Here is a 26,384-nt window from a genome sequence, read left to right as displayed (position 1 = left end):
CCGAAAACCTACACGTTCTTCGATTCGAGCCAGGCTCGCGTTCGGCCGGGGTGGTTGGTGGCGATCCACCCGACGCCGAGCTCGCGGCACAGGTCCACGTCCTCTTTCTCGTCGACGGTCCACACGTAGCTCGCCCGGCCGGACGCCGCTGCGCGGTCGATGATGGCCGGGTGCTCGCGCAGCGCACGAATCGACGGGCCGACTGCGGTGGCCCCGACGGTCGTCGCCGCTCCCCCACCGAGGTAGTGCGAGCTGTCGCCGAGGAGCACCGTCGGAAGCATCGGAGCCGACCGCCGTACGCGCCAGACGGCCGAGGGCGCGAACGACATGATGACCGCCCGCGAGTGGTCGGCCGACGCGGGCGCGCCGATGCCGAACTTGTGCAGCTCGGCGAGCACCGTGCTTTCGATCAGCGAGCCGTATCGCACGGGATGCTTGGTTTCGATGAAGAGTTTGACCGGCTTGCTGGTCCAGTCCAGGACGAGAGCAATGAGGTCGTGCAACGTCAGGAGTTCGGCGGGTTCGTCGTCGTCGCCGTAGTTCAGTCGGGCGAGATCGGCGAAGTCCATCTCGCTGACGATGCCGGTGCCGTTCGAGGTGCGATCGACGCGACGATCGTGCACGCACACGATATGGCCGTCCCTGGTGAGCCGCACATCGCATTCGACGCCGTCCGCCCCCTCGCGCAGCGCGAGGTCGTAGGCCGCAAGAGTGTGTTCCTTCTTCGCCGCCGACGCACCTCGATGCGCGACGACCAGTGGCCCACGGCGATCGGGACTCACGACGCCGTCACCGTCTCGGATTCGTGTTCGGGCTGCTTCTCTTCGGGCTGCTTCTGTTCGGGCTGGTTTTGCTCGAGCTGGTTCGACTTCGGCGCGGTGCCGGTGGCGATCACCCAGCGGGTCGGACGCGACATCGCGGAGCCGCGCAGTGTGCGGCCTTCGAGTCGGCGCATCACGGCCAGGGTCAGCACGGCCGAGACCGCGGCCACCAGTGCCACGAATGCCGACAGCAGAACTCCGTCGGCGCGGGCCTGAAGTGAATCGCGCAGGTTCCACAGCAATTGGACGATGACCAGTGCATTGCTCGCTGCCCAGACAGCCCACCAGATGCGAACCAGTGTCAGTTCGCGGTGCACGTCGGCATCGGCACCGCCGCGGAGACGGACCACCTCGGTGAGGTAGACCCCTGGCATCACGATGCGGACCAGAGGCAGCATCGACAACAGCAGCATCGGGCGCACCGATCGCGGGTCGGTGGAGCCGGCGGCAGTGAAGGCGAGTCTGCGCTGGTCGATCAGCCAGCAGGACGAGGTGATCAGCGCGGCCAGGCCGATGACGAGCGCGCCGACCTGGGCGAAATACACCAACGCGTCGGACACGGCGAGGGTGATCGGCGAGATCAGTCGCACGCGGTTGTGCAGCAGGATGCCGTACCGGAACACTTCGGCGAACGCGGCGAGCGTCAGCAACATCGCGGTGACGAGGACCAGGTTCTGCGCGTTCCCGGCGTACCGCTCGACGCGACCGACGCGGCGATCGGCCTCGGGATCGCGCGGGATGTCGCGTAATCCCCAGGTGGGCGTCGAGGCGTAGTGCTGCGTCGGGGTCGGTGCTACGGATCGGCCGCGGCGTGCGGCTTTCGTCGACGAGGTCGCCGGACGGGCTACCCATCGGAAGTTTCGGGCGCCCTGCGCGGGTGCCCTGGTGGACACCGGCGAGAGCAGCACGCCATGGCAGCGGGGGCACCAGGTGCCAGGCCGTGCGCCGACAGCCCAACGGGTGCTGCAGCGGGCACAGACCTGGAACGCCTGAGCGCGCCCCTGCGGTGCCGACATCTAGATGATTCTCGCTTCGTGGGCGTCGTTCTCGCTCTGGATCGGTCGACCAGCGGCCTGCCAGGCGAGCATCCCACCGTCGACGTTGATCGCGTCGTAGCCCACGCGGTTGAGATATTCGACGACGCGAGCCGAGCGACCACCGGCTTTGCAGACCACGTACACCTCGGATTGGTTGTCGACCTCACCGGCGCGGGACGGAATGTCGCCCATCGGGATGTGCACTGCGTCCGGAGCGTGTCCGGCCTGCCACTCGTCGTCCTCGCGCACGTCGAGCAGGATGGCCGTCGTAGGGAACGGCACCGGCAGGCGATCGACGGTGACGGCAGGCGACTGCTCGGGATGCGACACACCTCGATCTTGTCACGCGTCCGCGCGGGGCTGCCACCCGTGTCCTCGCGACCGAAGCGCCACCGCGCTATGACCTACATCACTGCAGTCACAGAAGTTATCCACAGTATCCACAGATCGATCCACAGAATCGGGGTCTGTGCCGGTTTCTATCCACAGGTCAGAGCGTCGAGTCGGTCCCCCGGTGTATCGAGTACCAACTCGGCCTGTGGATCGATGGTGATTTGACACAGCCATCGTCTGCGGTCCTGCGAAGCCGCTGTTTAGGCTGGCGAACATGACTAACCCACCGCAGGTCGTTCCGCAGGCTCCCCTCCCGTCCATCGAGCTACGCGTCTTCACCGAACCGCAACAGGGTGCCACGTACGACGAACTGCTCCGCGTCGCGAAAGCTGCCGAGGAGTTCGGCTACGGCGCATTCTTCCGATCCGACCACTACCTCGCGATGAGCGGTGACGGCGGTCCAGGGCCCACCGACGCGTGGATCACCCTGGCCGGGCTGGCCCGCGAGACCTCGACCATTCGGCTCGGCACCCTCGTCACCTCCGCGACCTTCCGCTACCCGGGGCCCCTGGCCATCAGCGTCGCCCAGGTCGACGCCATGAGCGGTGGTCGCGTCGACCTCGGCCTCGGTGCCGGCTGGTTCGAGGACGAGCACAAGGCCTACGGCATCCCGTTCCCTCCGCTCGGTGAGCGTTTCGATCGGCTCGAGGAGCAACTCGCCGTCATCACCGGACTCTGGGACACCCCCGTCGGCGAGACGTTCTCGCACGCGGGCACGCATTACCCCGTCAGCGACTCCCCCGCGCTCCCGAAGCCGGTGCAGACACCCCACCCGCCCATCGTCATCGGTGGCGGCGGAAAGAAGCGCACCCCGGCACTCGCTGCGAAATACGCCGACGAGTTCAACATCCCCTTCGCCTCGCTGGCCGACACCGAGACACAGTTCGGTCGCGTCCGCGCAGCCTGCTCAGCAGCCGATCGCGACCCGGACTCCCTCGTCTACTCCAACGCCCTCGTCCTCTGCTGCGGCCGCACCGAAGAAGAAATCACACGCCGTGCCGCTGCCATCGGCCGCGAGGTATCCGAACTACGCGAGAACGGTGCCGCAGGAAGCCCCGCCGAACTCGTCGACAAAATCGGTCGCTTCGGAGCTGTCGGAGCCACCCGCGTGTACCTGCAGACCATGGACCTCACCGACCTCGATCACCTCGAACTCGTCGCATCCGAAGTTCTCCCGCAGCTCTGACCCCCGCCGAATCCCGCCCCCCGAGTCCACTCAACGTGACATTGACTGCCCAAAAGTCCACTGAATGTCACATTGAGTACCCAGGGGGCTCGGTCAGGTGGCGGATCGGGCGCGCAGGCGGGCGTAGTTAGTGCTGATATGTCGTGCCGCGGGCAGTTCGATCCATCGGTACATGATTTCGGCGAGCAGGGCCGTGCCGGCCAGGAATGCCAGGACGGCGGCGCTGGGGCCCAGGTGCGGTTCGACGGTTGCGTAGATGCGGTAGAGCACGAGGGTGTGGATCAGGTAGATCGCGTAGCTCCGGGTGCCGATCCATCGGATGACGGGCCAGCGGGTGATGGGTCCGTTGTATCGGGCGAGTATCAGGACGGTTCCGGTGACGACGAGCAGTGTCCAGAGGTAGGTGTCGCCCATCCAGAAGGTGTGGACTTCGATGGCGAGTCGGATCACTTCGATCTGGGCGATGACGCCGACGACGACCCATCGCCAGGCGATCAGTCGCGCCCATCCGAGGTAGGCGATCTGGCCGAGGAACAGCGTGGGGAGTACGCCCGCGACCTTGGTCAGGAACGGGACTGTGTAGGGCTGCGGTAGGTAGAGGTTGTAGACGATCACCAGGGCGCACAGTGCAGCTCCGACGAGTGGCACCACGATGGGTCTGGTGTTCAGCGTTCCGCGCATCGAGATGCAGTAGAGGTAGAACACGATCTGGACGACGAGGGTCCAGGTGACGCCGAGGACGGCGACTTCCGGTCGCAGGAAGAAGCCGCCGAGGAAGAAGCTGAGGAACGCTTCGCCGTTGGTGATGCCGGGTTGGCCGCTGAACATTCCGTTGAGGCCGAGTTTGACCAGGATGACCGCCATGGCGACGGCGAACCAGAGCGCCGGGACGAGGCGGGCGAGACGCGCGACCATGAAGTCCCGACGCGATTGCCGCATGGCGGATCGGGTGATCAGCAGGCCGGTGAGCAGCATGAAGATGCTGACTCCGACGAACGAGAGGTGCATGTTGAGGCCCGCGTCCTCGATGAGGACGGTGTTGACGACGTCGATCATCCACCAGCCACCGCCGATGTCGTCGAGCAGATAGAACGAGATGTGTGAGTACAGCACCGCGAGGACGGCGATGACGCGGAGGAGGTCGGCACCGTCCATCTGGACTCGGGGCGCGTCGACCGGCTGCGTGGCGGCGGACTTGTCGACCGTGTTCTGGCTCGGTCGGTCCCCTTCCACACCCGCGAGTTTAGGTTCCGTTCATCTGTAGGACCAATCCGCCGCCGCTCCGCAACTGATTCGTGATATTCGGAGCAGATTCACAGCCGAATTATTTGCCTGTCTCGTTCACACGAATTTATTCCGAGAAAAGCATCTCGGTTACAACTGTTGCACTGGGGGTAGGAATGAGATTGGGTTGAACCCTACGAAAGATCCGCAGTAGGACGAACGTGCCCGCATCACACGATGGGTACGGCGTCGTTAGAGAAGGGAACCACGTGTCCGAGTACACCTTGCCCGACCTTGATTTCGATTACTCCGCCCTCGAGCCGCACATCTCGGGCGAGATCAACGAGCTTCACCATTCCAAGCATCACGCGACCTACGTCGCAGGCGCGAACACCGCGGTCGAAAAGCTCGCCGCCGCGCGTGACAACGACGATCATGCAGCCATTTTCCTGCTGGAGAAGAACCTCGCGTTCCACCTCGGTGGCCACGTCAACCACTCCATCTGGTGGAAGAACCTCTCGCCCAACGGTGGCGACAAGCCCGAGGGTGAGCTCGCTGCCGCAATCGACGACCAGTTCGGTTCGTTCGACAAGTTCCGCGCACAGTTCACCGCTGCCGCCAACGGCCTGCAGGGCTCCGGCTGGGCAGTTCTGGGCTACGACTCGCTGGGCAAGAAGCTGCTCACCTTCCAGCTCTACGATCAGCAGGCCAACGTGCCGCTCGGCATCATCCCGCTGCTCCAGGTCGACATGTGGGAGCACGCCTTCTACCTGCAGTACAAGAACGTCAAGGCAGATTACGTGAAGGCGTTCTGGAACGTCGTCAACTGGGCCGACGTCCAGGCTCGCTTCGAGGCCGCGACGTCGAAGACCCCGGGTCTGATCTTCCCGTAGGTCCTCGCACCACCCGCTTCACCGACAGCGTCGATGGACCACTGCCCCGCTCAGACGGGTGCAGTGGTCCATTCACGCTTCGAAGGGAGTTCGCTGGCACTCTCCCCATCTTGTGTGCCAGCCGTTTTCGCGTCATTCTCTTCCTACCCAACGTCGTGTACCCGGCTTCGAGCCCTGTACCTGTCTGGGAGGAACGATCGAGATGGACGAGCGAGATCTCATCGGTGTTTCACCGTTTCATGCCGCCGGTCTGCTGCGCGGATTCGTTGTTTCCGGCCGCTGGCCGGACACCACCAAGGAATGGGCCCAGTTTCTGGCCCTCGCTGTGCGGGTGGCCTCGATGCCGGGCCTGTTGGCGACGTCGACGGTGTTCGGGGTGCGTGAGGAATTGCCCGACGACCCCGCGCCGGGAACGGTCGGCTTGGTCGTCGCCGAGGGTCCGGTGATCGGTGACTTCGCGTTGGCTCCCGGACGGTTCGCCGCGCATCAACCTGCCGCCTTGCTGATGCTGCATCCACCGTCGGAGACGACACCGACGCTCCCGGAATGTGTCGGCGCGGCGTCCGGCTGCGTTCTGCTCCCCGGCCTTCCACATCTCGGACTCGACCATCGGGCGGCCTGGGTGGAGGCCGAATCCGACGGCACCGTGACCTCGATGGTCAGCCGGGTGGGTCTCGATCCCATCAGCGATCCCGACACCGCAGTTTTGGCGATGCTCCTCGCATCCTGACCGCTGTCCGCACACGAATTTTCGGGAACCCAAACTTATTGTCGCATTGGACATTTCGCGACGACACCCCTACAGTCGTGTGCAGCGAAGGGGAGTAGCCCCCAATCACCGTGTCGACATACTGGTTGCTCGAATGCAACCCGGCACCTGAACCGGCCAGTTCCGGTGGGCGAGACCTTCGGTCCTATCGACGACCGAGGAGTCCGCTGTGCTGTCCGCATTACTGTTGAGTTTCGCTGTCATTTTCGTCGCCGAGCTGGGTGACAAGTCCCAACTCATGGCCATGACATTCGCCCTGCGCTACAAGTGGTACGTCGTCATCGGCGGCATCACCGTTGCCACCACCGTGGTGCACCTGGTCTCGGTCGCGGTCGGCCACTTCCTCGGTGTATCGATTCCCACCGAGGCGATCTCCATCGTCGGCGGCATCGCGTTCGTCATCTTCGGTCTCTGGACGCTACGCGGCGACTCCCTGTCCGACGACGAGGGCGCGAAGGCCTCCCGGGTCACCAAATCCGCATTCCTCGCGATCGCGTCGGCGTTCTTCCTGGCCGAGCTCGGCGACAAGACGATGCTGGCCACCGTCACTCTCGCCGCCGACAACGACTGGGTGGGCGTGTGGATCGGCTCCACCGTCGGCATGGTCGCTGCCGATGCACTCGCCATCGTGGTCGGCGCGGTACTCGGAAAGCACCTGCCGGAGCGCATGATCCAGTACGGCGCGGCCATCCTGTTCTTCGTCTTCGGTGCCGTCCTGTTCTTCGAGGGCCTGATGCCCGGCACCGCAGCTCCCTACATCGCTGCCGGAGCAGTCGTCGCGATCTCCGCCGTCGTCGTCGCCGTCTTCGTTCGACGCTCCCGCATCAAGGCAGCGCGGGAATCGGCACAGCAGACCAGCACCGAACACGCCTGACCTTGGTTTACACTCCTCTCCCGGGAGGGGTGCATGAACAACGAGCAGCAGGTGAGTACGACCGACGCGGCGCACCACTCGACCGACCGGCTGATCAGAATCTTCGGCCGTTTCGTCGGTACCGGCTATCTCATCTATCTGCTGCTGTTGATCCCGGATATCGCACGGAGCAGCGAGGTGGTTCCCGGTTGGTGGACTCCGGTCACCGTTGCGGTCGTGTTCGGCACCGGATTCGCGTTCGCGGCCTCCACCTTTCACCCGAGCATCGGGGTCATTCGCATTGCCGGTTCCGTGGCCGCGTTGGCGTTCCCGATCATGGCCCTGCTGTGGTGGGTGGCTTGGGACGGCGAGACGTTCGATCAAGCCGGGACGTTTCTCTCGGTATTTCCCGGCTTGGCGGCACTCGCCGCCGCCACGGTGTGGCACCCCGTCCCGGCGTTCATCCACATGAGCGTCAGCGTCGTTCTTGTGCAGCTGGCCAACCAGGCTGTGCGAGAACCGTTCCCCCGCAGCAACATCATTGCGGAGATCTTCTTCGCGATGATGTTCTGCACGGTGTTCGTGGCCGCCACACTCGCCGCGGTACGCACCGGACGCATTCTCGACGCGACGATCTCGACGACACACGACGACGCAGCCCGGGCGGCCGCGGCCACCGCGCGTGAGGTCGAGCGCGAACGATTCGACGCGCTGATCCACGACGAGGTCATGTCTTCGCTGCTGGCTGTTGCCCGCCATGGCCGCACGCCCAGCCTGGCGCGTCAGGCGCGCTCGACTCTGCTGCATCTCGATGACCTGACCACCGGCACCGTCTCCGAGACGTTCTCGGCCGACGAGACTCTGGCTCAGCTTCGTTCTGCAGCAACGACAGTGGACGAGTCGATCGACTTCACCGTGCACGAGGGCGCGCTCGAGCGGACAGAGCACTACCCGGCCGAGACGGTACGCGCCATCGCCGCTGCACTGGCAGAGGCTTTGCGCAACAGTCTGATTCACGCACAGGCATCGGAACGGTCGGTCTCCGCCCGGCTGGCACCGTCGACGTTGCAGGTCACCGTTCAGGACAACGGCATCGGCTTCGATCGACGTTCGGTGCCGCCCCACCGACTCGGCGTCGCCGTCAGCATCGAAGGCCGGATGCGTCAACTCGACGGCGGGTCGGCCGAGATCGAATCCTCCACCGCAGGCACCACCGTGCGATTGGGGTGGAAGCGTTGAACGGCCAAGACATCCGCGACCTGCTGTCGATGAGGTCGGCGGCGGCGTATGCGGTGGCCGGTTTCTTCGTCCTCGCGTGCCTGGTGTGCGCATCCGCAACCCTGACCGGGGTGTCCGCAGTGTGGCCCGAATACGCAGCGGTGCTCGTGCTCTCGGCCGCGGTCATCCTGCTGCTCCGGGCACCGGGTGACCCACTGACCGCGCGGTCGACCGCACTGATGACCGTATCGGGCCCGGTGGCAGCCGCTCTGGTCTTCGCCGTCCTGCCGGTGCCGCTGACCGGAAGCTTGCAAACGTGGCCCCTGGGGATGTCGGTGGTGATCTACACCTTCATGTGTGTCCGCGGCCGGACCCCGGCCGCGTGGCTCGGGCTGGCACTGACCATGTCGGTGGCCATCGGGTGGGCGGTGGTGACGGGTCAGGGATTTCTGTACGGGCTCTCGTTCAGCGCGATCAACATCGCGCCGCTGTTGATGGCGACGTTCTTCGCCTTCACCATTCGTCCCTTGGCCGCCGCAATTTTCGAGCTGCGCAAGCAGTCGACGGTGCGTATCGCGTCCCAGGCCGCGGCGGCGGCCGTGCTCGAGGAACGCGACGCTCGCCTGGCCAGTCTCGACGCGTTGGCCCGTCCGTTGCTGCAGCGCATCGCCGACGGTCCCGATCCCACCGAGGAGGAAATCCTCGCGTGTCGACTCCTCGAAGCCGAGCTCCGCGATTCCCTCCGCGCCCGCGGTCTGGTGCGACCCGATCTCGCTCGCGCCGCCAGGTCCGCTCGGGCCCGCGGGGTGGAGGTGATGATGCTCGACGACCGATCCCCGGACGTACTCGACGACGACGCCCGTGAACGCATCGTGGCCGCCGCGTCGGGTGCTCTCGATGCCGCCGAGGCGGGCGCGGTCACGGTCCGCCTTCTACCGCCCGGTCGGACGGCGGCGGCGACGATTCTGCTCGACGACCTGGGCGACGGTGCGCACCGCGTCGAGTACGACGAAACCGGTCACGTCCGGCGCTGAACAGTGGTTTGGACCGCTGCTCCCCTGGCTACTCTGCGGCGGACCAGTCGGTCTGTACAGCTGCAGCCGGTGAACGGAGATCTTTCATGGCACTCGATCGTCGCTCGTTTCTGATCGGATCCGGTGCTGCCGCAGTACCGTTGCTGTTGGCCGGATGCGGCTTCGTCAGATCCAGCCCGTCGCAGCAGACCGAGGGCACACTCACGTTCACCACCTGGGGTACCGATGCCGAGCTGGCCGGCTTCCGGGACTCGATCAGCGCGTTCGAGGCGACCAATCCCGGGACGACGATCACCCTCAACGCGGTGCCGTACGAGCAGATGTTCACCAACATCGACGCCCAGCTGCAGGCGGGCAATCCACCCGACATCTTCCGCGTCCCGTATTACACGTTCGGTGCATATGCCGGCCGAGGCCAACTGCTGGATCTGTCGCCGCTGTTGGCGTCGGACACGCGGGATCAGTTCACGCCCACAGCGTGGGCCGCAGTGCAGAACGGCGGAATCCCCTACGGCCTACCGCACCACACCGATACTTCCGCAATTCTGGTGAACCGAAACCTGTTGTCGCAGGCCGGTATCGACTCGGTTCCGACAAGCCTGGACGACGCCTGGACGTGGGACGAGTTGGCGTCGATCGGCGATCGACTGCGTTCCTCGCTGCCGGCCGACATGTACCCGTGGGCCTACAACTGGCAGGGTAACGGTGTCACCCGCTGGTTGAGTCTGCTGTTCCAGGCCGGCGGGTCCTTCCTGGCCGAGGACCAGAAGACTCCCCTGATCGACTCCGACGAGGCGCGCCGAGCCGTCGAATTCTCTTCGTCGTTCTTCTCGAACGGCTACGTGCCGGCGAACAACACCATCGCGTCGTCGAGTTACGCCAGCGAGGCGTGGTTCTCGCAATCGGTGGCGATGGTGTGGTCGGGTGCGTTCCAATTGCCCGACGCCGATGCGACGGCCAGTTTCGATTGGACGGCAACCTACGCTCCCCGAGATCGCCGGGGCGGCGGCGACTTCGGTGGCAACGCACTCGTCGCGACGTCGCAGACCTCGCAGCCGGAACTGGCGGCGTCGTTCCTGGAGTTCGTCACCCAGCAGGAACAGATGCGCAACTTCTGCAGGGCCGCCTCGTTGCTGCCGACGCGTACCGATCTGCTCAACTCCGACCTCGAGTTCGATATCCGGTCGGAGCTGGCCCCGATCTTCGCAGCTCAGGCCACTACGGTGCAGCCGCAGGATGCCGCTCAGGTGGCGTCGCCGTCGATGTCGGCGATCATTCCGGTTCTGAAGGAGCAGCTCGATCTTGCGTTCGCCGGTTCGCAGGATGCCGCTGCCACCGTCTCGGCGTTGCAGAGCGGAATCGCCGGGGTCACCGGCGCATGACGGCTGTAGTACGAGCGAAGACCAAACGCGCCGGGGCCAGGAAAGAAGCGTTCGCGGCCGCCGGATTCCTGGCCCCCAGCTATGCACTGTTGGCCGTGTTCGTCCTCGTCCCTCTCGTCGCCGCGTTTGTCGTCAGCCTGCAGCAGACAGACGGCTTCGGTGCGGGCGAATTCGTCGGGGCAGCCAATTACGCTCGCCTGGTGGATGATCCGCTGTTCTGGCGGGCGCTGATCAACACGCTGCTGTTCACGGCGTTGGTCACTCCGCTGTCGATGCTGTTCGGTCTGATCGCTGCGGTACTGCTCAATTCCGCGTTGCCGGCGCGGCCGCTGTGGCGCTCACTGGTGATCCTGCCGATGGCCGTCTCGGGCGTGGCCACCGGACTGATCGGCATTCTGGTGTTCGACCAGAACTCGGGCGTGCTGAACAATCTCATCGGTTTCCTCGGGCTGCCTGCTATCGACTGGCAGTCCTCCCCCGGGCCGGCTTTCGCGTCGATCGTCATCGCCACTGTGTGGTGGCGCACCGGGTTGAACATGCTGATCTACCTGGCCGGTCTTCAAGGTCTCGGTCCCGACCTGCACGAGGCAGCCCGGCTGGACGGCGCGAACGCATTCCAACGCTTCCGCAACGTGACGGTGCCGCTGCTGGGTCCCACGTCGTTCTTCCTGCTGGTGCTCAACGTCATCTACTCGTTCCAGGTGTTCGATCTGGTCTTCGTCCTCACCGGCGGCGGACCGGGCGGGGCGACCTCGGTCCTGGTCACCTACGCCTACGAGACGGGCTTCGTCACCCGCGATCAGGGCTACGCCGCATCGATCGGCATGGTGCTGTTCCTGTTCGCCCTCACCTTCGCCGCCGCGCAATGGCGCGCGAGCCGAACGAAGGATCTGGTCGAATGAGCGGGCCGAGAAACGCGTCCGCTCGCCGCGCACTGGTCCTGCGCACCGTGATCATCGCCGTCATCGGCCTGATCACCGTCGCACCGCTGTATTGGATGCTGGCCGTGGCGTTCTCGACTCGCGGGGAATTGCTGGGCGGGGGTGAGCTACGGCTGTGGCCGCGCCAGGTGACGTGGGAGAACGTCACCCGCGTGTTCGACTCGTTCCCGGTCGCGACGTGGCTGGGCAACTCGATCGCCATTGCCGTCGTGGTTACGATCATCACCGTGGTGACGAGTCTGCTCGCGGGATATGCGTTCGCGCACTTGAAGTTCCGATTCTCGACGCCGCTGTTCTTCATTGCGCTGGCAACGTTGGTACTGCCCGTGCAGGTGATCATGGTGGCGCTGTTCCGCATCGTGGTGGGGCTCGGCCTGTACGGCACGTACTGGGCGGTGATCCTGCCGAGTTCGGCGTCGGCGTTCGGGCTGTTCCTCGCGCGCCAGTTCATGCTCGGCATTCCCCGTGAGCTGCTCGAGGCGGCCCGACTCGACGGTGCCGGGCATTGGCAGATCTTCCGACGCGTCGTGCTGCCCTTGTCGGGACCGCTCATCGCCGTCCTCGCCTTCATGAGTCTGCTGCAATCGTGGAACGACTTCGCGTGGCCACTGATCGCGCTGCGTGAGAACGAGCTGTTCACACTGCCGATCGGCCTGCTGTACCTGCAAGGCCAGGCGAACAGTGACTACGGTGCCACGATGGCGTTCGCGCTGATCAACGTCGTGCCGATGGCGTTGCTGTTTCTGTTCTTCCAAAAATACTTCATCGCCGGATTCGCGCGCAGCGGTATCAAGTAGGCCCCACTCCAGGGTGCCTGAGGGCGGGTGAGGTGCCCCGCCGGTTATGGTGCAAGCGACTACGAGGTCGCAGCCTGTGCCGCGGCCCGCCACCGTGAGCGAAGGGGATCGTACGACGTGGAGATTTCAGGAACAGCAGCACTTGTCACCGGCGGGGCATCGGGCCTCGGTGCCGCAACGGCCGCACGTCTGGCCGCCGCGGGCGTCACCGTCTTCGGTCTCGATCTGCCGCAGTCCATCGAGCGTGCCGGAGACAGCGTCCCGGCAGGGGTGACGCTGCTCCCCGCGGACGTCACCAGCGAGGCCGAGGTCGAGGCCGCACTGGACACGATCGTCGCATCCGGTGTGCCGCTGCGCATCGTCGTCAACTGTGCAGGCGTCGGCTGGGCGGGCCGCATTCTGTCCAAGAAGGGACCGCACGATCTCGAGCTGTTCCGCACCGTCATCACCATCAACCTGCTCGGCACGTTCAACGTGATGCGCCTGGCCGCGAACCGGATGCAGTCGCAGTCGACCGTCGACGATGCGGGCCAGCGCGGCGTCGTCATCAACACGGCCTCGGTCGCGGCGTTCGAGGGCCAGATCGGTCAGATCGCCTACACCGCCTCCAAGGGCGGCGTGCACGCGATGACCATCACCGCAGCTCGCGACCTGGCGCAGGTCGGCATCCGCGTCAACACCATCGCCCCCGGCATCGTCGACACCCCGATGCTGGCAGGCGTCACCGAGGAATACCGTCAGGGCCTCGAGGCGTCGGTGCCGTTCCCCTCACGTCTGGCGCAGCCCAGCGAGTACGCGCAGCTGGTCCAGATGATCGCCGAGCACGATTACCTCAACGGTGAGACCATCCGCATGGACGGCGCAATCCGCATGGCTCCGCGTTAATCACTGACCACTGGCGCGTGGCCCCGCCGATCGAGGCGGGGTCACGCGCGAGCGCGCAGGTCCGCCACCGTCGGGATTTCCTTTTCCGCGCGGTCGGACATCCACTCGCGCAACACTTTCGTCGCCAGAACGTCGTCCTCGTTGTAGACGAGCAGTCGCTCGCGCTGCGTGTGGTCGGGCTCGGCGTCGTATCCGACGGCTTCCCGGTACCACCCCATCGACGCCTCGCCGCCGGCTTCGTCGTCTCGCCACGAAAATCCTGCGACAGGCGCAATCTTTTTCAGTCCCTTGCCGTTCGGGCAGATGAACTGATCGCTCACGGCCTGGTAGATGTCCACCCACTGCTCGCTGTCGATGAACTCGCGAATCTGCGCCTCGGTGGGAACCCCGGGAACGTCCGCGAAACGGCGAGCCGAGTCGAGCAGCCACTTGTCTTCCGCCTGTCGCGAATAGCAATAGGCGGCAAAGGTTTTGCCGCGCGCAGCCGCGTCGGCCCTGGTGTCCATCAACCAGTTCCAGAACACCGCAAACGAGCGTCCCTCGTCGACGGTCGGCAGCGGATCCCACGTGACGAAACCCCGATACGACGGCGGCGGGCCGCCTGCCTCGGTGAGCAGCGTGCCCCACAGATACGCGCCGTGTTCCTGGTAGCTCTCCATGTCCACGTCCACCTCGACGTCGGCGCGATGCACCGAGACGGTCTCCGAGCGCCGGAGCAGCGGCACGTCCGCTCGCCAGGCCAGCGCGGCGGACACGGCGTCGTCGAAGTTGCCGAACGGCCACTCCTCGGGAGCCGGGCCGGTCCACTGCGCCAACTCGTCGATGGTGCGCACGCCCGCGCTGCGCAACACCTCGGCGCGGGACCCGGAGGCGACAAGCGAGACGTCCCGAACGGCTTCGAGTTGCGGCTTGCAGTCGAACCACCATGCACACGAACGACATTCGCTCACCTGGGAGGGCACGGTGAACGCGACGCCCTGGGCCACCGCGAGCCGGTCCGCGAAGCGGGTGTCGTACTCGTCGAGGACCGTCGTGAGATCGTGCACCAGCATGCATTCACCCTTGTAGCCCACTGCGCCGCCGACGGGTGTGGCCGTGGCCAGGCCCTCGTGCGCGAGCATCCGATACAGGTGCGCGAGCCGGAGTTGATCGCGCAGCTGACTGCGCACCTTTCGAGTCTCGTCGATCGCCGGAGACCACTGGTCGAGCGGGGTGGTGCGCGCCCCACGGCCGGGGTCGGTGACCTTGTGGTTGACGGCGATCACCGGGATGTATCCGCCCGCCGCGTCACGGATGAGCAATTCGCTGCGCCCGCGTCGACCGGTGTCGCGTTCGAGGGGCAATACCGCGTTCCAGATGCGTTCCACGCCGGCCCGGCAGGCGGCGACGGTCGCGTCGGCCGCCTCTCGGGCGGTGGGTTCGTCGATCTCGATCCACCGCATCGAATCGCCGACCGCCAACTGCGCACGGACGTTCTCGCGGTGAGCCTGAGCTGCTTCTCGACGCTGCCGCACCCCTGGGTTCTCGGGTTCACCGCGCAGCAACGATCCGTACGCGGTGTCGAGATAGAGCCGATGCCTGCACCGCGTCAACGATCCGGCATCGAGCAGCACGGGCACAGGAGATGTGGCTGCCGCGCCTCGTTGACCGTTCACACTGTTAGACACTAGGTCAGCCCTCCGACAGCCTGCACAGATCAGCGCCCGATAGGGTGTGGGTAACGCACTGTCCCGCCTAGCAGCACACGTCAGGAGCCTTTTCGATGGGTTTGTTCCGCAAGCGTAAGGGTCGAGCCACTCGCAAGGCAGAGGCCAAGGCGCTCAAGCACAAGGCAACACTCGAAGCGAAGCTGGGCGCGAAGAACGAGCGCAAGCAGTTGAAGTCGATCGCCAAGGCGCAGCGCAAGCTCAGCGCTGTGGAGGCGAAGTCGCAGAAGAACGTCGAGAAGGCCCAGGTCTCCGCGCTCAAGGCGCAGCAGAAGGCCGCGGTGCAGGGAACGCTCAGCGTGGCTCAGATCCGCAAGTACCTCGGCATCGCTCGACTGCTGATTCCGGTGCTGGCTCCCATCCTCTACCGCGGTGCGACGGTCGTTCGCGCGCAGCTGGACAGCCGCAAGGCACAGCAGCTCGGTGTCGCTCCCGACCAGCTCAGCGAATACACCGGCCACGGCGGAAAGCTCAGTGCCCGCATCGCCGGTGCCGAGAAATCGCTCGACACCATCGGTGCGCGCCACTCCGATCCCGAGACCAAGAGCTTCGGTGCCGCGATCAGCGAGCGTCTGGACGATCTGACCACCGCCGTCCGCGCATCCGAGCAGATGCCGCCCGCTCGCCGCAAGACCGCGCACGCCGCGATCTCCGCAGAGCTCGACGGCATCGAGGCCGATCTGCTCGCCCGCCTCGGCGTGCGCTGAACCCTGCACAACCGATGACCGACAGCTCTGCCGCCCCGCTTCGCGGCGGAGCTGTCGGTATCGTCACCGCGGCGCTCGCAGTCGCCGCTCACGGCATGGCCGACGGCGGTTGGCCCGACGGTTCCGCACTGGCTCTGCTTGTCGTCGTCAGCATCGGGGTGGGTGCCATGACGGCCCTGCCCAGACGTTCGACCGTCCTGCTGCTTCCCGCTCTGCTGGGCGGACAACTCGTCGCCCACATCGCGCTGAGCCTCGGCAGTGCAGCGGAGATGCACGCGCATTCACTGTTGCCCAGCACAGCGATGATCGCCTTTCACGCGGCCGCCTCGGTCGTCACCGGCCTGATGATCGCCGCGGCCGAGCGCCTCTACGGCCCGATCACGTCCATCGTCCGAGCGATTCTTGCGCTCCTCACTCCCCTGCCCGACGGTTCCGCCGTCGGTCGCGTGTCCATGTCCGTCGCGGTTCCGTCGGTAGACGGCGCCGCTCTCGACTGGGTCATCTCTCGTCGCGGGCCCCCGGTGTCGTCTTGCTCGTTCCGCGGGCTCCACTCGCGGTCGGCGTTCTGACCGACATCCTTGTTCCGCTTCTCTGCACAGAAATGACCCAACCCATGAAGAGCTCTCTTTCCCGTGCCCTGTTCGTCTCGGGAGCCACCGTCGGCGCACTGCTGATCGGCGCAGGCGCAGCGTCCGCGCACGTCGTCGTCTCCGCTCCCGACGCCGCGCAGGGCGGCTACTCGGTGCTGACGTTCCGCGTTCCCACCGAGTCCGATACCGCCTCGACCAGTTCGGTCAAGGTGACCCTCCCCGGCCTCAATTCCGCTCGCACACAGCCCGTTCCGGGCTGGACGTCCACCGTCGAGAAGGACTCCGCCGATCTCGCGGTGTCGGTGACGTGGACGGCGAACCCCGGTTCCGAGGTCGGGCCAGGCCAGTTCCAGCAGTTCCTGCTCTCGGCGGGCCCGCTGCCCGAGCAGGAGACCGTCTCGTTCCCGGCCACCCAGACCTACACCGACGGTGAGGTCGTCGACTGGAACGAGCCGATGACCGAGGACGGTAGCGAGCCCGAATTGCCCGCTCCCACCCTGACTCTCGCCGCGGCCGGCAGTGGTGATGCGCACGGCAGCGCCCACAGCGAGACCACCACGACGACCGAGGCGTCGACGTCGTCGGAGGACAACACCGCCCGCTGGCTCGCCGGCGTCGGACTCGTGCTCGGTGCCGTCGGTGCAGGTCTTGGCATCGGTGCAACGATCAGGGCGCGGCGCTCATGAGATCGCTGGTCTTGTCAACGAGGGCGCTGGTCGTCTCGGTCGCAGCACTGCTGATGCTGTTGATCGCGGCACCGATCGCCTCGGCGCACTCGCAGGTCACCGGCTACAGCCCGGCCGACGGTTCCTCCCTGGACTCGTCTTCGGCGACGGCGTCCGTGTCGTTCAACGAGGTGCCGCAGTCGCAGTTCGCCACGCTCAACGTCGTCGGGCCCGACGGCAACATCTGGTCGAAGGGTGATGCACGCATCGAGGGCCAGAGCGTCGTCGTCGACGTCGGTGAACTGGGGCCGGTCGGCGAGTACACCCTCGCGTATCGCATCACCTCGGCCGATGGCCATCCGGTCAGCGGCACAGCGTCGTTCACGCTGACGCAGGAGGGGTCAGGGACACCAGGGGCACCCGCCGACGCGTCGGGAAGCGCAGAGGAGTCCGAGGGCTCGTTCCTCGGCGGCTACGGTCGCATCGCGCTGATCGCCGTGGCGGTTCTGGCCTTCGCCGGGGCATTGGGGTTCGCACTCCGTAAGCCCAAGACGCGGAAGTAGCACCGACGTGGCTGCGGTGGGCGAGAGAAGTGTTCGGCTGGTACTCGCCGCCGCAGCTGCGGCGCTGGTGGGGGTCGCGGCGGCATTCGCGCTGGCGTATCCCACCTTTCCCGGTGGGTCGTCGTGGCTACGGGTGATCGCGGTGGCGTCGGGTTCGGTGGTGTTGGGGTTCGGGGTTCTCGCCGTCCTGGACGCCAGTTCCGATTCCCGACGCCCCGCCGTGGACCCGCCGGTGATGTGGCGCGCGATCGGCTACCTGTCGGGGCTGTGGGCGGTGGCCGAGTTCGTTCTGCTCGCCGCCGCGGCAGCAGATTCTGCCGGTCGCACGCCACTGACCCTGTCGCCCAGCGCTTTCGCCACGTTCGCCACCTCGATCTCGGTGGGCCGTCTGGGTTCTGCGACGGTGATCCTGACGCTCGCCCTGTGCGCCATCGGGGTGGCCGGGTATCGGCTGAGGGCGAGCTGGTCACCGATCCCGGTGGTCGTGCTGGCATCCCTTGCGCTGGTCGCTCGGCCGATCACCGGGCACATGTCTCAGTTCACGTTCGGCTCTTTTGCCGTCGCCGTGCATGTGGTGTGCGCGTCGGTGTGGCTCGGCGTCCTGGGTGCGATGGCGCTGAGCCTACGGAGCAAATCCGCGTGGGCGACGCTGTTGCCGGTCTATTCGCGAGTCGCGTTCTGGTGCGTCGTCGGGGTTGCCACCACCGGGGTGCTCGACGCGGTCCTGAAGCTGGACAGCCTTTCTGCCGTGGTCGAGACCGGTTACGGCCGAATCGTTCTCGCGAAGCTTCTCGTCACGGTGATCCTGATCGCCTCCGCTCACCGAATCCGTGGGACGTGGTTACCCACCGTCGCCGCGCACCGATCCACCGTCGAGCACTCGGTGGGCCGAGCCGCAGCGCACATCTGCCTGCTGGCGGTGGCGTTCGGCTTGGCTGCGGCGCTGGCGACCACTGCATAACCAAGCTTGTCGGCGCTCTGTACTAGCCTGGGTGCATGCCGAAGTTGACTGTGGTGCCGGGTGGTTCTTCGGCACCTGCGCTCGGTCGGATCCACACTGTCGCGGAGTTCTTCGCCGGTATCGGCCTGGTGCGAATGGGTTTGGAGCAGGCCGGTTTCGAGGTCTCGTGGGCCAACGACATCGAGCGCGACAAGCATCACATGTACCGCCAGCACTTCGGTGACGATGCCGGCCATTTTCAGCTCGGCGATGTCGCACGCACCCGAGGAGACGATCTGCCCGAGGGTCTGTCGTTGGCGTGGGCGTCGTTTCCGTGCACCGATCTGTCGTTGGCCGGCGGCCGGGCCGGGCTCGCGGGTAAGAATTCTTCGACGTTTCGACATTTCACGCGGGTGTTGAGCGAGCTCGGTGATGCTCGGCCCGAGGTGGTGACGCTCGAGAACGTCGTCGGGCTGGCTACCAGCCACGGTGGAGACGATCTGGCCGCAGCGGTCCGGGAGCTCAACGAACTCGGCTACTCCGTGGATGTCCTCACCATCGATGCTCGACGCTTCGTTCCGCAGTCGCGTCCGCGCCTTTTCCTGGTCGGTGCGCAGAATCCCCCGGACGATGCCCGCGATCCCAACAGCGAGCTTCGGCCGGATTGGCTGCAGGCGGTGTACGGCGATTCGACGTTGCTGACCCATCGGGCACCCTTGCCGAGTCCGCCGATTCCGTTGACCAGTGGCCTCGGTGATCTTGTCGAGCGCATGGACTACCGCGACGAGCGGTGGTGGGATGCAGACCGTACCGCAGCATTCGTGCAGTCCTTGTCGCCGATTCAGTTGCAGCGCATCGAGATTCTGAAGAAGGCCCGCAAGGTCAGCTACCGCACCGCCTACCGACGCACCCGTAACGGCGTCGCCGTCTGGGAAGCTCGCCCCGACGACATCTCCGGTTGCCTCCGCACCGCCCGCGGCGGTTCGTCCAAGCAAGCGGTGGTCAAGATGGGCAACGGCCGGTTGCAGGTGCGGTGGATGACGCCACTCGAATACGCCCGCCTGATGGGTGCCGGCGAGTACTCACTCGACGGGCTGCGAAACAACCAGGCGCTCTTCGGTTTCGGTGATGCGGTGTGCGTTCCCGTGGTCGCCTGGCTGGCCGAGCACTATCTGATGCCGCTGGTCAACGGATCGTTCGATTCTGCTGCGGCGCATGTCCAGTCACGGTAAGTCCTCGCTGCGGTCGTCCGCCGTCGCGCCGCGCAAGAGCACCCTTCCCGCGGACGACGTCCAGTCCTTTCGCACCGCACTACGAGAAGTGCTGAGCGAGAAGGACGATCAGGGTCGAGTGTGGTCGGCGGCCAAATGGGGCGTTTACGCGTTCTACGATTACGACGGTGAGCCGATCTACGTGGGGCAGACCAAGGAGAAGCTCAGCGTCCGGGTGCAGCGCCATCTGACCAACCAGCGAACCGACGCGGTCGCGATGCGGGTCCTCGACGTCTTCGAGGTCGCGGAGATCGAGATCTGGCCGCTGTGGCAGTACGAGGATCTCAAGAAGTCCGACGGCGCAGAGCAATTCCGCGCGGCCGAGCGTGATCTGAATGCGCACGAGTACACCGCGTATCTCGAGGCCATCGACAAGTCGCGACACAAGGCGATCCTCAACGAGAAGATTCCGCCGGTCTCGGAGCCCATCGCACTCCCCGCGTCGCTGCGTCGGTCGCTCATCTCCGAGCAGACCCGCCGCGAGCGCGGGCACCCCGACATTCGCATCGCGCGCCGCGCCGAGACCATCTCACGGCTGGCTGCCGTCACTCGCGAACGCGGTGAGGTCTCCGAGGGTCTACGACGCGTCCTCGTGGTCCAGGCCGTGCGTCTGGCCTACCTGTCGGCCGAGCGACTCGCCTTCGTCGAGGGACACCCCATCCCCGATCCCGCCGCGATCGACGTCACCGCGCTGGTGGGTTCGGTGCTGCACGAGCGCGCCCCGGACTCGGACGACGAGCCCGAAGACATCGAAGGGGCCACCGACCCCGAAGGCGAGTTGGACCTGTTCAGCGAGTTCTGACTCGGGTCGTCGTACGCTCGCCCTGTGCCGCTCCCCCCTCACGTTGCCGATCTCACCAGCATCGACCTGCTGCTGTCGGTCGCCGAGCTCGGCAGCATCGGGCGAGCGGGTCGAGCGCACGGCATGTCGCAGCCCGCGGCCAGCGCGCGTATCCGTGCGCTGGAACGACGGGTCGGCGCTCCTTTACTGAAACGAGGCGCACGCGGAACGGTGCTGACCGAGTTCGGCGAGCTGGTCGCGAGTTGGGCAGCGCCGGTCGTGCGGTCCGCCGAGGACCTGGCGACGGCCATCGCCACGTTGCACGCCGAACGCGTCGGCCATGTGCAGATCGCCGCGAGTCAGACTGTCGCCGAGTATCTTCTGCCGCGTTGGCTGGTCACGCTCCACACGCTCGTTCCCCACATCGTGCCGAGCCTCACGTCGGGCAATTCCACAGTGGTCGCCCAGAGAGTGCTTGCGGGCGCTGCCGACCTCGGCTTCATCGAAAGCCCGAGTGTCCCTGCAGCTCTGGACCACCGGACAGTTGCCACCGACGAGCTGGTACTGGTGGTGGCACCGGATCACGCCTGGGCAGTCACCGCGCCCTCGGCCGTCGAGATCGTCGCCACCGCACTGGTGACGCGGGAGGCGGGGTCGGGAACGCGCTCGGCCTACGAAAGCGCTGTGGCTGCAGCGGGTCTCGGACGCCCGACGTCGCCGCTCCTCGAGGTCTCCTCGACGACGGCGATCAAGTCCGCCGTCGGGGCGGGAATCGGCGGAGCCGTGCTGAGCTCGTTGGCCGTCGCCCCCGAGTTGGCCGCGGGAAGTCTGGTCCGCGTACCGATCCCAGGATTGACTCTGCGTCGTGAGTTGCGGGCGATCTGGCCGTCCGGCCGCATCCCCACCGGCCCTGCCGCAGAATTGCTGTCCGTGGCGGCGAGGACTCAGTCATAACGTCCAGTTATGGGTAGTGAACATTTCGGTACCTACCGGACGTGATCGGCTACGCGCACGCTGAAGTCATGACCGTCACCGCCCTCACCCCCGCTGTGCATCCCAGGACTTTCGAGCACATCACCCCCAATTGGTTCGCCGCGGTGATGGGTACCGGGATCGTCGCCACTGCGGCCGCAAGTCTGCCTGTGCAGTTTCCTGCACTGCACGTCTTTGCCGTTGCGGTATGGGTGATCGCCGCTACGGCGCTGGTCGTGATCGGTGGAGCCTTCGCGCGGCATTGGATCGGGCACCGCGACCGGGCCGTCGAGTACGCGCGGCACCCGGTGATGGTGCAGTTCTACGGCGCTCCGCCCATGGCGATGCTCACCGTCGGCGCGGGAGCGGGACTGCTCGGCTCGGACGTGCTCGGCCCAACCACAGCCACCGCGCTGTTCGCCGTCCTGTGGATCGCCGGGACGATCGCCGGTCTGCTCACCAGCGTCGTTGTTCCGTTTCGGATGATCACCGCGTCCGATCATCGCGACGTCGCAGCCCTGCCCGCGTGGCTGATGCCCGTCGTCCCGCCGATGGTGTCGGCGTCGACAGGGGCGTTGCTGCTTCCGCATCTGCCCGAGGGCCAGTGGCGGCTGGCGCTGCTGTGCGCCTGCTATGCGATGTTCGGGCTGTCGCTGATCGTCGGGATGATCACGCTGACTCTGATCTACGGACGTCTGCTGCACGGCGGTCTGCCGCCCGTCGACGCGGCTCCGACCGTGTGGATCACGCTGGGGTTGATCGGCCAGTCGATCACGGCGGCCAACCTGCTGGGCACCGACGCATCGATGGTGTTCACCGGGGCACAGTCGTCGATCGCCGTCGGGCTACACGTGTTCGGCATCGGCTACGGGCTGATCATGGGCGGCTTCGGAATGCTGATGTTCGCGCTCGCGACAGCTCTCACCGTGCACGCGGCACGCAGGAACCTGGGATTCTCGCTGACGTGGTGGTCGTTCACCTTCCCCATCGGGACTTGCGTCACCGGAGCCACTGCGTTGGGTCATGCGCTGAACTTCGGTGCGGTGCAGGCTCTGGCCGTTGCCCTGTACGTCCTACTGCTCGCCGCCTGGCTCACCGTGGCCACCCGCACTGTTCGCGGAATCCGGCGCGGAGAGTTGTTGCATCCGGATCACAGGTGAGACAGCACGTTCACCACGTTGCCGCCAGCATCGCGAAAGAAGAATCGGCGGACTCCCCATTCCTCGTTGGTGATCTCGTAGACGATCTCGAGTTCGGCGTCCATCGCCGCCCGGTACGCCGCGTCAACGTCGTCCACTTCGATCGATGCCGACGGATTGACCGGCCCGGTGGGGTCGGCGGTGATCAGACTGAGCTGCGCCGCACTGTCGCCCGACGGAGCGAGCGTGGCGATCCAACCGTGATTCATCACCACCTCCATGCCGGTGACCTGGACGTACTTGTCCAGCGCCGCATCGAGATCGGTGACCGTGAGCAATGGCATCGCGCGCAGAACATCCATGCCCGGACTGTATCGCCGACAACGTCCCCGCGGGGACGTGCTCGACGAACATCTCGCACATCATGGACGATGTTCCGATGCTGACGATCAAGGTGACTCTGGCCGACGTCGAGCCTGTGGTGTGGCGGCGATTCACCATCGCCTCCGACGCCACACTGCCCGAGCTCCACGACGTCATTCAGGACGTCATGGGTTGGGAAGACCGACATCTGCACATGTTCTTCGTCGGCGACGATCCTCTTCGAAGCACTCGACGCTACGAGATGAAGTCCTCGCTCGAGGAGTGGGACGACGGCACCGGGACGCCCGAGGACGGCGTTCGAGTCGACGACGTCCTCGGTGCCGTCGGGGATCCTCTCGGGTACGAGTACGACTTCGGTGACGGATGGACACACCACCTGGTCGTCGAAGAAATATCGACTGCTGCCGGTACTGCCGCTTGTCTGGACGGGGGCCGCGCCTGCCCACCCGAAGACTGCGGCGGCTCGTCGGGCTACGACGAACTGCTGAAGGTTCTCGCTGATACCGACCATCCTGAACACGACCACATGAAGCTCTGGGCGGGAGACTTCGACGAGCGCTTCGCGGTGGCCGACGCGAACAACAGAATCGCGTTGCGGCGCGCGGTGACGGAGTTGGCGAGCCAGGTACGGGATCGACTACCCAAACTAGGCTCGCTTCTCGAACGCGGGCCCCTCGAGTATCACCCCGATCTTCCCGATGTTCTCGCACGCGTCGATGTCGACGCGGCTCAGGTGGACCCCGCAGTGGCGGCGTCGGCGATGGAGAAGCTGATGTGGATGCTGGCGCGCGTGGGCGAAGACGGAATCACGCTGACCGCTGCAGGCTATGTGCCGCCCAGGGACGTTGCGGCGATGCGTGCCGAACTCGAGTGGGGTACCAGATGGTTCGGAAGCTCCAACCGCGAGGTGGACCATCAACAGGTGCACTGGCTTCGGGCTGCTGTGACGCAACTCGGACTCGTTCGCGTCCTGAGGGGGCGGCTTCTTCGCACCCGTCTCGGTAATTCCCTCGCCACCGACCCGGTTCGCCTGTGGTCGCACGCCGCGGCGCGGATGCCCGTTGGGCGCGAGCAGTACGAAAAGGATGCGGGCGTACTGCTCCTCGTGACGGTTGCGGCGAGTTGCTCTGTAGACGAACGCAATTCGCTCGTCTTCCGCAGCCTCGAGGCGCTCGGATGGATGATCCCCGAGAGGGAGAGACCCTACGCCCAGTACCTCGCTCGACCGACGTTGGACTTCCTGACTCTGATCGGCGCTGTGCCGTCGACCTTGGGTCGTGAAGGGGCCGGACCGGATTGGGGACGGCAGTTCGCGGTACACGCACTCGGCTCATGAACCAGAATGGGCTACCGGCCGCGTATCAGGTCATGAGGCGCGCCCTGTGCGCCGCAGACGATCCCGATCGAGCGCCTCGAGTAACAGGGGTGCCAGAGGGTCAGGTACGCAGAACTTGTCGTTCACCTTGACGAGCAATCCGAGGTCGAACATCGACATGAACCGGAGTGTCGTGACGGTCTGGATCAACTTGCGGTCGGACATCGTCCCCAGGACGACACCCTCCGACTCCCCGACCGGATCACCGACGAGGCTGCGCGCGAGCACGGTGGTCGCCAAAGCCGAGCCTGCCACGAGCTCGGACTGCACGGAATCATCGCCGGAGTCGTACACAGGCGTCAAGCAGGATCCGTACGCCTCGACCACGGCGGCGCGAGTTCGGTCTGCACTCGGAGACACCACCCAAGCACCGGCTTCGGGTCCGCGGGTGTAATTCTGGCCCGCGTTCTCGAGAACACCGACCCTACGGGCGGTATCCAACACCGATCGATAATTCACCATCGCCATGAAGTCCGGTTGTGTAGCGACACTGTCGAAACCAGGAATCCCAAGTGCAGCAACGATCTCGGCCGAGTCGTTCCAGTAGTCGATGCGGGCCGATGTCGCGCAGCGCTCGGTCGCAGCCCACGTTGCCAAACGCTGCAGGAGCGAGACGACTATCGGTGTACTCAGTGGGCTTGCGCGCCCTGGCGACACCGAGGAACTGGGCACCGGCGCGACTGCAGTCGAGGACCCGATCTCCCTCGAGATCTCCTCGTTCTGAGATGGCGACAATCGCTCAGCGATGACGAACCTACCGAACAGATGGACGGCGCGGCGGATCTCGTCACGCTCTCTCGGCGACTGTTCATACTCATCGAAGTCGAAGTACTCGTGATCATCGAGACAGAACATGTCGATCGGAAAATCTGCGCCGTACACGCTCACGTTCCGCTCGCGGACCGATCGATCGATTGTCATCGCTGCCGCCAAAGCCGTCAACTGGTCTGTGGCCCAGCTGTTCTCGATCAGCCAATCGGAGAATTGGAGAAGGATGGTCGGCCAGAAAAGGGCTTCCCTTTCACGCGGAGCCTGTATGTAGGCCTTGCGACTGGTCTTTCTGCTGCGCGACCTGCGGTTGCTCATGATGTCCCCCCGGATGTATGTGGTCGAGAGAGTAGGCGAGGGGTACGACAACCCCGAACTCCGAGTAGCACAAGTGCTACCCTTTCGATATGGAGTCCATCGGATTGAAAGAGCTTCGGCAGCACGCGTCCGACTATGTCAAGCGCGCGGAGGCAGGCGAGTCGATGCTCATCACGGTCGCCGGACGGCCCAGCGCCTTGTTGGGGCCGGCAGAGCGAAAGCAATGGAACACGTTCGACGACGTCGCCGATGTTTTCGACTCGGAACGCGACCCGACCCTTGCCGACGATCTGATCGACATCGACGACGTGATGCAGGACCCATGGCAGCGATGAGGACGGTGCTCGACACCAGCGTCCTGATAGGAGACTCGCTCGATCGCGTCGCAGGGGAAGTCGCGATCAGCGCCATCAGCCTGGCAGAACTTCACTTCGGAGTTCTGGTTGCTTCCACATCCGAACAGCGCGCGCTGAGACTTCAGCGATTGGTTGCGGTCGAGCGCCGCTTCGAACCTCTTGCAGTGGATGCCAATGTTGCCCGAAGCTACGGTCGGCTGGCAGCAGCGGTTCGAGAAAGCGGCCGCCGCCCACAAGCGAGAGCGCTCGACTTGATGATCGCGGCGACCGCACACGCTCACGGTGCTCGACTGATGACCCGCAATGCCGAGGATCTTCGAGGCATCGAAGAACTGGTCGAGATCCACAGCCCCTGAAGCCATCGAGTCGTTCACCCCGGCGACACGTGCAGTTCCCACAACACATGTCTGCGTGTC

Annotated in this window: 29 protein-coding genes; 22 read left to right on the top strand and 7 right to left on the bottom strand. The window is 65.6% G+C overall.

All coding sequences use genetic code 11. The features are described from left to right. Positions 1-8: 8 nt before the first annotated feature. From R4P47_RS22365 to R4P47_RS22355, 3 genes are read right to left on the bottom strand one after another with little or no spacing between them, the layout of a single operon-like run. Positions 9-782 carry a glycerophosphodiester phosphodiesterase gene (locus R4P47_RS22365; RefSeq protein WP_068045617.1) on the bottom strand — a complete coding sequence of 258 codons (774 nt, stop codon included), beginning with the start codon at positions 780-782 and terminating at the stop codon, positions 9-11. Beyond that, the gene (locus R4P47_RS22360; RefSeq protein ID WP_317785776.1) at positions 779-1,837 is read right to left on the bottom strand and encodes a DUF4328 domain-containing protein; all 1,059 of its coding nucleotides are present in this window, start codon (positions 1,835-1,837) and stop codon (positions 779-781) included. Before R4P47_RS22360 ends, R4P47_RS22365 begins: the two co-directional genes overlap by 4 nt. Further along, positions 1,838-2,188 (bottom strand): rhodanese-like domain-containing protein, encoded by a 351-nt coding sequence (locus R4P47_RS22355; RefSeq protein WP_411567373.1) that lies wholly within the window; start codon positions 2,186-2,188, stop codon positions 1,838-1,840. It abuts the gene before it with no gap. Between the two features lie 322 nt (positions 2,189-2,510). Here R4P47_RS22355 and R4P47_RS22350 point away from each other — a divergent pair, with 322 nt between their 5' ends. Further along, on the top strand, positions 2,511-3,437 hold the full coding sequence (locus R4P47_RS22350) for an LLM class F420-dependent oxidoreductase (RefSeq protein ID WP_317785798.1): 927 nt from the start codon (positions 2,511-2,513) through the stop codon (positions 3,435-3,437). 93 nt (positions 3,438-3,530) lie between these two features. Here the strand turns inward: R4P47_RS22350 and R4P47_RS22345 are convergent, their stop codons facing one another. After that, a complete protein-coding gene (locus R4P47_RS22345) occupies positions 3,531-4,670 on the bottom strand; it encodes an acyltransferase (RefSeq protein ID WP_317785775.1) in 1,140 nt (379 codons plus the stop codon). A 260-nt stretch (positions 4,671-4,930) separates the two neighbouring features. Between R4P47_RS22345 and R4P47_RS22340 the strand changes: the two genes are divergently transcribed. From R4P47_RS22340 to R4P47_RS22300, 9 genes are all read left to right on the top strand, one after another. Next, on the top strand, positions 4,931-5,554 hold the full coding sequence (locus R4P47_RS22340) for a superoxide dismutase (protein WP_045197953.1): 624 nt from the start codon (positions 4,931-4,933) through the stop codon (positions 5,552-5,554). Positions 5,555-5,756: 202 nt separating this feature from the next. Then, entirely contained in the window at positions 5,757-6,284 is a 528-nt protein-coding gene (locus R4P47_RS22335; protein WP_094638518.1) for a peptidase, read from the top strand. A gap of 208 nt (positions 6,285-6,492) precedes the next feature. Continuing rightward, on the top strand, positions 6,493-7,197 hold the full coding sequence (locus R4P47_RS22330; protein ID WP_317785774.1) for a TMEM165/GDT1 family protein: 705 nt from the start codon (positions 6,493-6,495) through the stop codon (positions 7,195-7,197). 33 nt (positions 7,198-7,230) lie between these two features. Continuing rightward, positions 7,231-8,415: an ATP-binding protein gene (locus R4P47_RS22325; protein ID WP_317785773.1), complete on the top strand. Its 1,185-nt coding sequence runs from the start codon at positions 7,231-7,233 to the stop codon at positions 8,413-8,415. Then, entirely contained in the window at positions 8,403-9,428 is a 1,026-nt protein-coding gene (locus R4P47_RS22320) for a hypothetical protein (RefSeq protein WP_411567372.1), read from the top strand. Before R4P47_RS22325 ends, R4P47_RS22320 begins: the two co-directional genes overlap by 13 nt. A gap of 86 nt (positions 9,429-9,514) precedes the next feature. Continuing rightward, entirely contained in the window at positions 9,515-10,810 is a 1,296-nt protein-coding gene (locus R4P47_RS22315; protein ID WP_317785771.1) for a sugar ABC transporter substrate-binding protein, read from the top strand. Then, a complete protein-coding gene (locus R4P47_RS22310) occupies positions 10,807-11,712 on the top strand; it encodes a sugar ABC transporter permease (RefSeq protein ID WP_317785770.1) in 906 nt (301 codons plus the stop codon). Before R4P47_RS22315 ends, R4P47_RS22310 begins: the two co-directional genes overlap by 4 nt. Next, the gene (locus tag R4P47_RS22305; RefSeq protein WP_068045038.1) at positions 11,709-12,548 is read left to right on the top strand and encodes a carbohydrate ABC transporter permease; all 840 of its coding nucleotides are present in this window, start codon (positions 11,709-11,711) and stop codon (positions 12,546-12,548) included. Before R4P47_RS22310 ends, R4P47_RS22305 begins: the two co-directional genes overlap by 4 nt. A 117-nt stretch (positions 12,549-12,665) precedes the next feature. Further along, positions 12,666-13,433, top strand: a complete 768-nt coding sequence (locus R4P47_RS22300) for an SDR family NAD(P)-dependent oxidoreductase (protein ID WP_269596339.1) — start codon at positions 12,666-12,668, stop codon at positions 13,431-13,433. Between the two features lie 41 nt (positions 13,434-13,474). On the opposite strand, the gene R4P47_RS22295 is transcribed toward R4P47_RS22300, so the two are convergent. Further along, positions 13,475-15,088 carry a TM0106 family RecB-like putative nuclease gene (locus R4P47_RS22295; protein ID WP_411567371.1) on the bottom strand — a complete coding sequence of 538 codons (1,614 nt, stop codon included), beginning with the start codon at positions 15,086-15,088 and terminating at the stop codon, positions 13,475-13,477. A gap of 107 nt (positions 15,089-15,195) precedes the next feature. On the opposite strand from R4P47_RS22295, the gene R4P47_RS22290 reads away from it, so the two are divergent. The 9 genes from R4P47_RS22290 (at position 15,196) to R4P47_RS22250 (ending at position 22,788) form a co-directional block, all read left to right on the top strand. Then, entirely contained in the window at positions 15,196-15,846 is a 651-nt protein-coding gene (locus tag R4P47_RS22290) for a DUF6474 family protein (protein ID WP_037186611.1), read from the top strand. A gap of 14 nt (positions 15,847-15,860) precedes the next feature. After that, complete coding sequence (locus R4P47_RS22285) at positions 15,861-16,415, top strand: hypothetical protein (RefSeq protein WP_269596340.1); 555 nt, start codon at positions 15,861-15,863, stop codon at positions 16,413-16,415. Between the two features lie 44 nt (positions 16,416-16,459). After that, positions 16,460-17,122, top strand: a complete 663-nt coding sequence (locus tag R4P47_RS22280; protein WP_317785769.1) for a YcnI family protein — start codon at positions 16,460-16,462, stop codon at positions 17,120-17,122. Next, on the top strand, positions 17,119-17,664 hold the full coding sequence (locus R4P47_RS22275; protein ID WP_317785768.1) for a copper resistance protein CopC: 546 nt from the start codon (positions 17,119-17,121) through the stop codon (positions 17,662-17,664). Before R4P47_RS22280 ends, R4P47_RS22275 begins: the two co-directional genes overlap by 4 nt. A gap of 16 nt (positions 17,665-17,680) precedes the next feature. After that, entirely contained in the window at positions 17,681-18,625 is a 945-nt protein-coding gene (locus tag R4P47_RS22270) for a copper resistance D family protein (RefSeq protein WP_317785767.1), read from the top strand. Between the two features lie 35 nt (positions 18,626-18,660). Continuing rightward, positions 18,661-19,836, top strand: a complete 1,176-nt coding sequence (locus R4P47_RS22265) for a DNA cytosine methyltransferase (RefSeq protein WP_317785766.1) — start codon at positions 18,661-18,663, stop codon at positions 19,834-19,836. Continuing rightward, positions 19,820-20,677 (top strand): GIY-YIG nuclease family protein, encoded by an 858-nt coding sequence (locus tag R4P47_RS22260; protein WP_094669712.1) that lies wholly within the window; start codon positions 19,820-19,822, stop codon positions 20,675-20,677. The genes R4P47_RS22265 and R4P47_RS22260 overlap by 17 nt, the downstream gene beginning before the upstream one ends. 24 nt (positions 20,678-20,701) lie before the next feature. After that, a complete protein-coding gene (locus R4P47_RS22255) occupies positions 20,702-21,610 on the top strand; it encodes a LysR family transcriptional regulator (RefSeq protein WP_317785765.1) in 909 nt (302 codons plus the stop codon). A 68-nt stretch (positions 21,611-21,678) separates the two neighbouring features. Then, positions 21,679-22,788 (top strand): TDT family transporter, encoded by a 1,110-nt coding sequence (locus tag R4P47_RS22250; RefSeq protein ID WP_317785764.1) that lies wholly within the window; start codon positions 21,679-21,681, stop codon positions 22,786-22,788. Here R4P47_RS22250 and R4P47_RS22245 read toward each other — a convergent pair. Then, positions 22,779-23,129, bottom strand: a complete 351-nt coding sequence (locus R4P47_RS22245; protein ID WP_269596347.1) for a VOC family protein — start codon at positions 23,127-23,129, stop codon at positions 22,779-22,781. The genes R4P47_RS22250 and R4P47_RS22245 overlap by 10 nt on opposite strands. A 62-nt stretch (positions 23,130-23,191) precedes the next feature. On the opposite strand from R4P47_RS22245, the gene R4P47_RS22240 reads away from it, so the two are divergent. After that, positions 23,192-24,487, top strand: coding sequence for a plasmid pRiA4b ORF-3 family protein (locus R4P47_RS22240; RefSeq protein WP_317785763.1), 1,296 nt, complete (start codon positions 23,192-23,194; stop codon positions 24,485-24,487). Positions 24,488-24,517: 30 nt separating this feature from the next. Here the strand turns inward: R4P47_RS22240 and R4P47_RS22235 are convergent, their stop codons facing one another. Beyond that, positions 24,518-25,612 (bottom strand): hypothetical protein, encoded by a 1,095-nt coding sequence (locus R4P47_RS22235; RefSeq protein WP_317785762.1) that lies wholly within the window; start codon positions 25,610-25,612, stop codon positions 24,518-24,520. Between the two features lie 89 nt (positions 25,613-25,701). On the opposite strand from R4P47_RS22235, the gene R4P47_RS22230 reads away from it, so the two are divergent. Then, a complete protein-coding gene (locus R4P47_RS22230) occupies positions 25,702-25,947 on the top strand; it encodes a type II toxin-antitoxin system Phd/YefM family antitoxin (protein WP_149407682.1) in 246 nt (81 codons plus the stop codon). Continuing rightward, positions 25,935-26,324: a type II toxin-antitoxin system VapC family toxin gene (locus R4P47_RS22225; protein ID WP_269596350.1), complete on the top strand. Its 390-nt coding sequence runs from the start codon at positions 25,935-25,937 to the stop codon at positions 26,322-26,324. Before R4P47_RS22230 ends, R4P47_RS22225 begins: the two co-directional genes overlap by 13 nt. Positions 26,325-26,384: the final 60 nt, after the last annotated feature.

The organism is Rhodococcus sp. IEGM 1370, assembly GCF_033142325.1.
Lineage (GTDB): Bacteria > Actinomycetota > Actinomycetes > Mycobacteriales > Mycobacteriaceae > Rhodococcoides.
The sequence above is the reverse complement of the archived record's forward strand: the minus strand, read 5'-3'. Positions and strand labels throughout refer to the sequence as shown.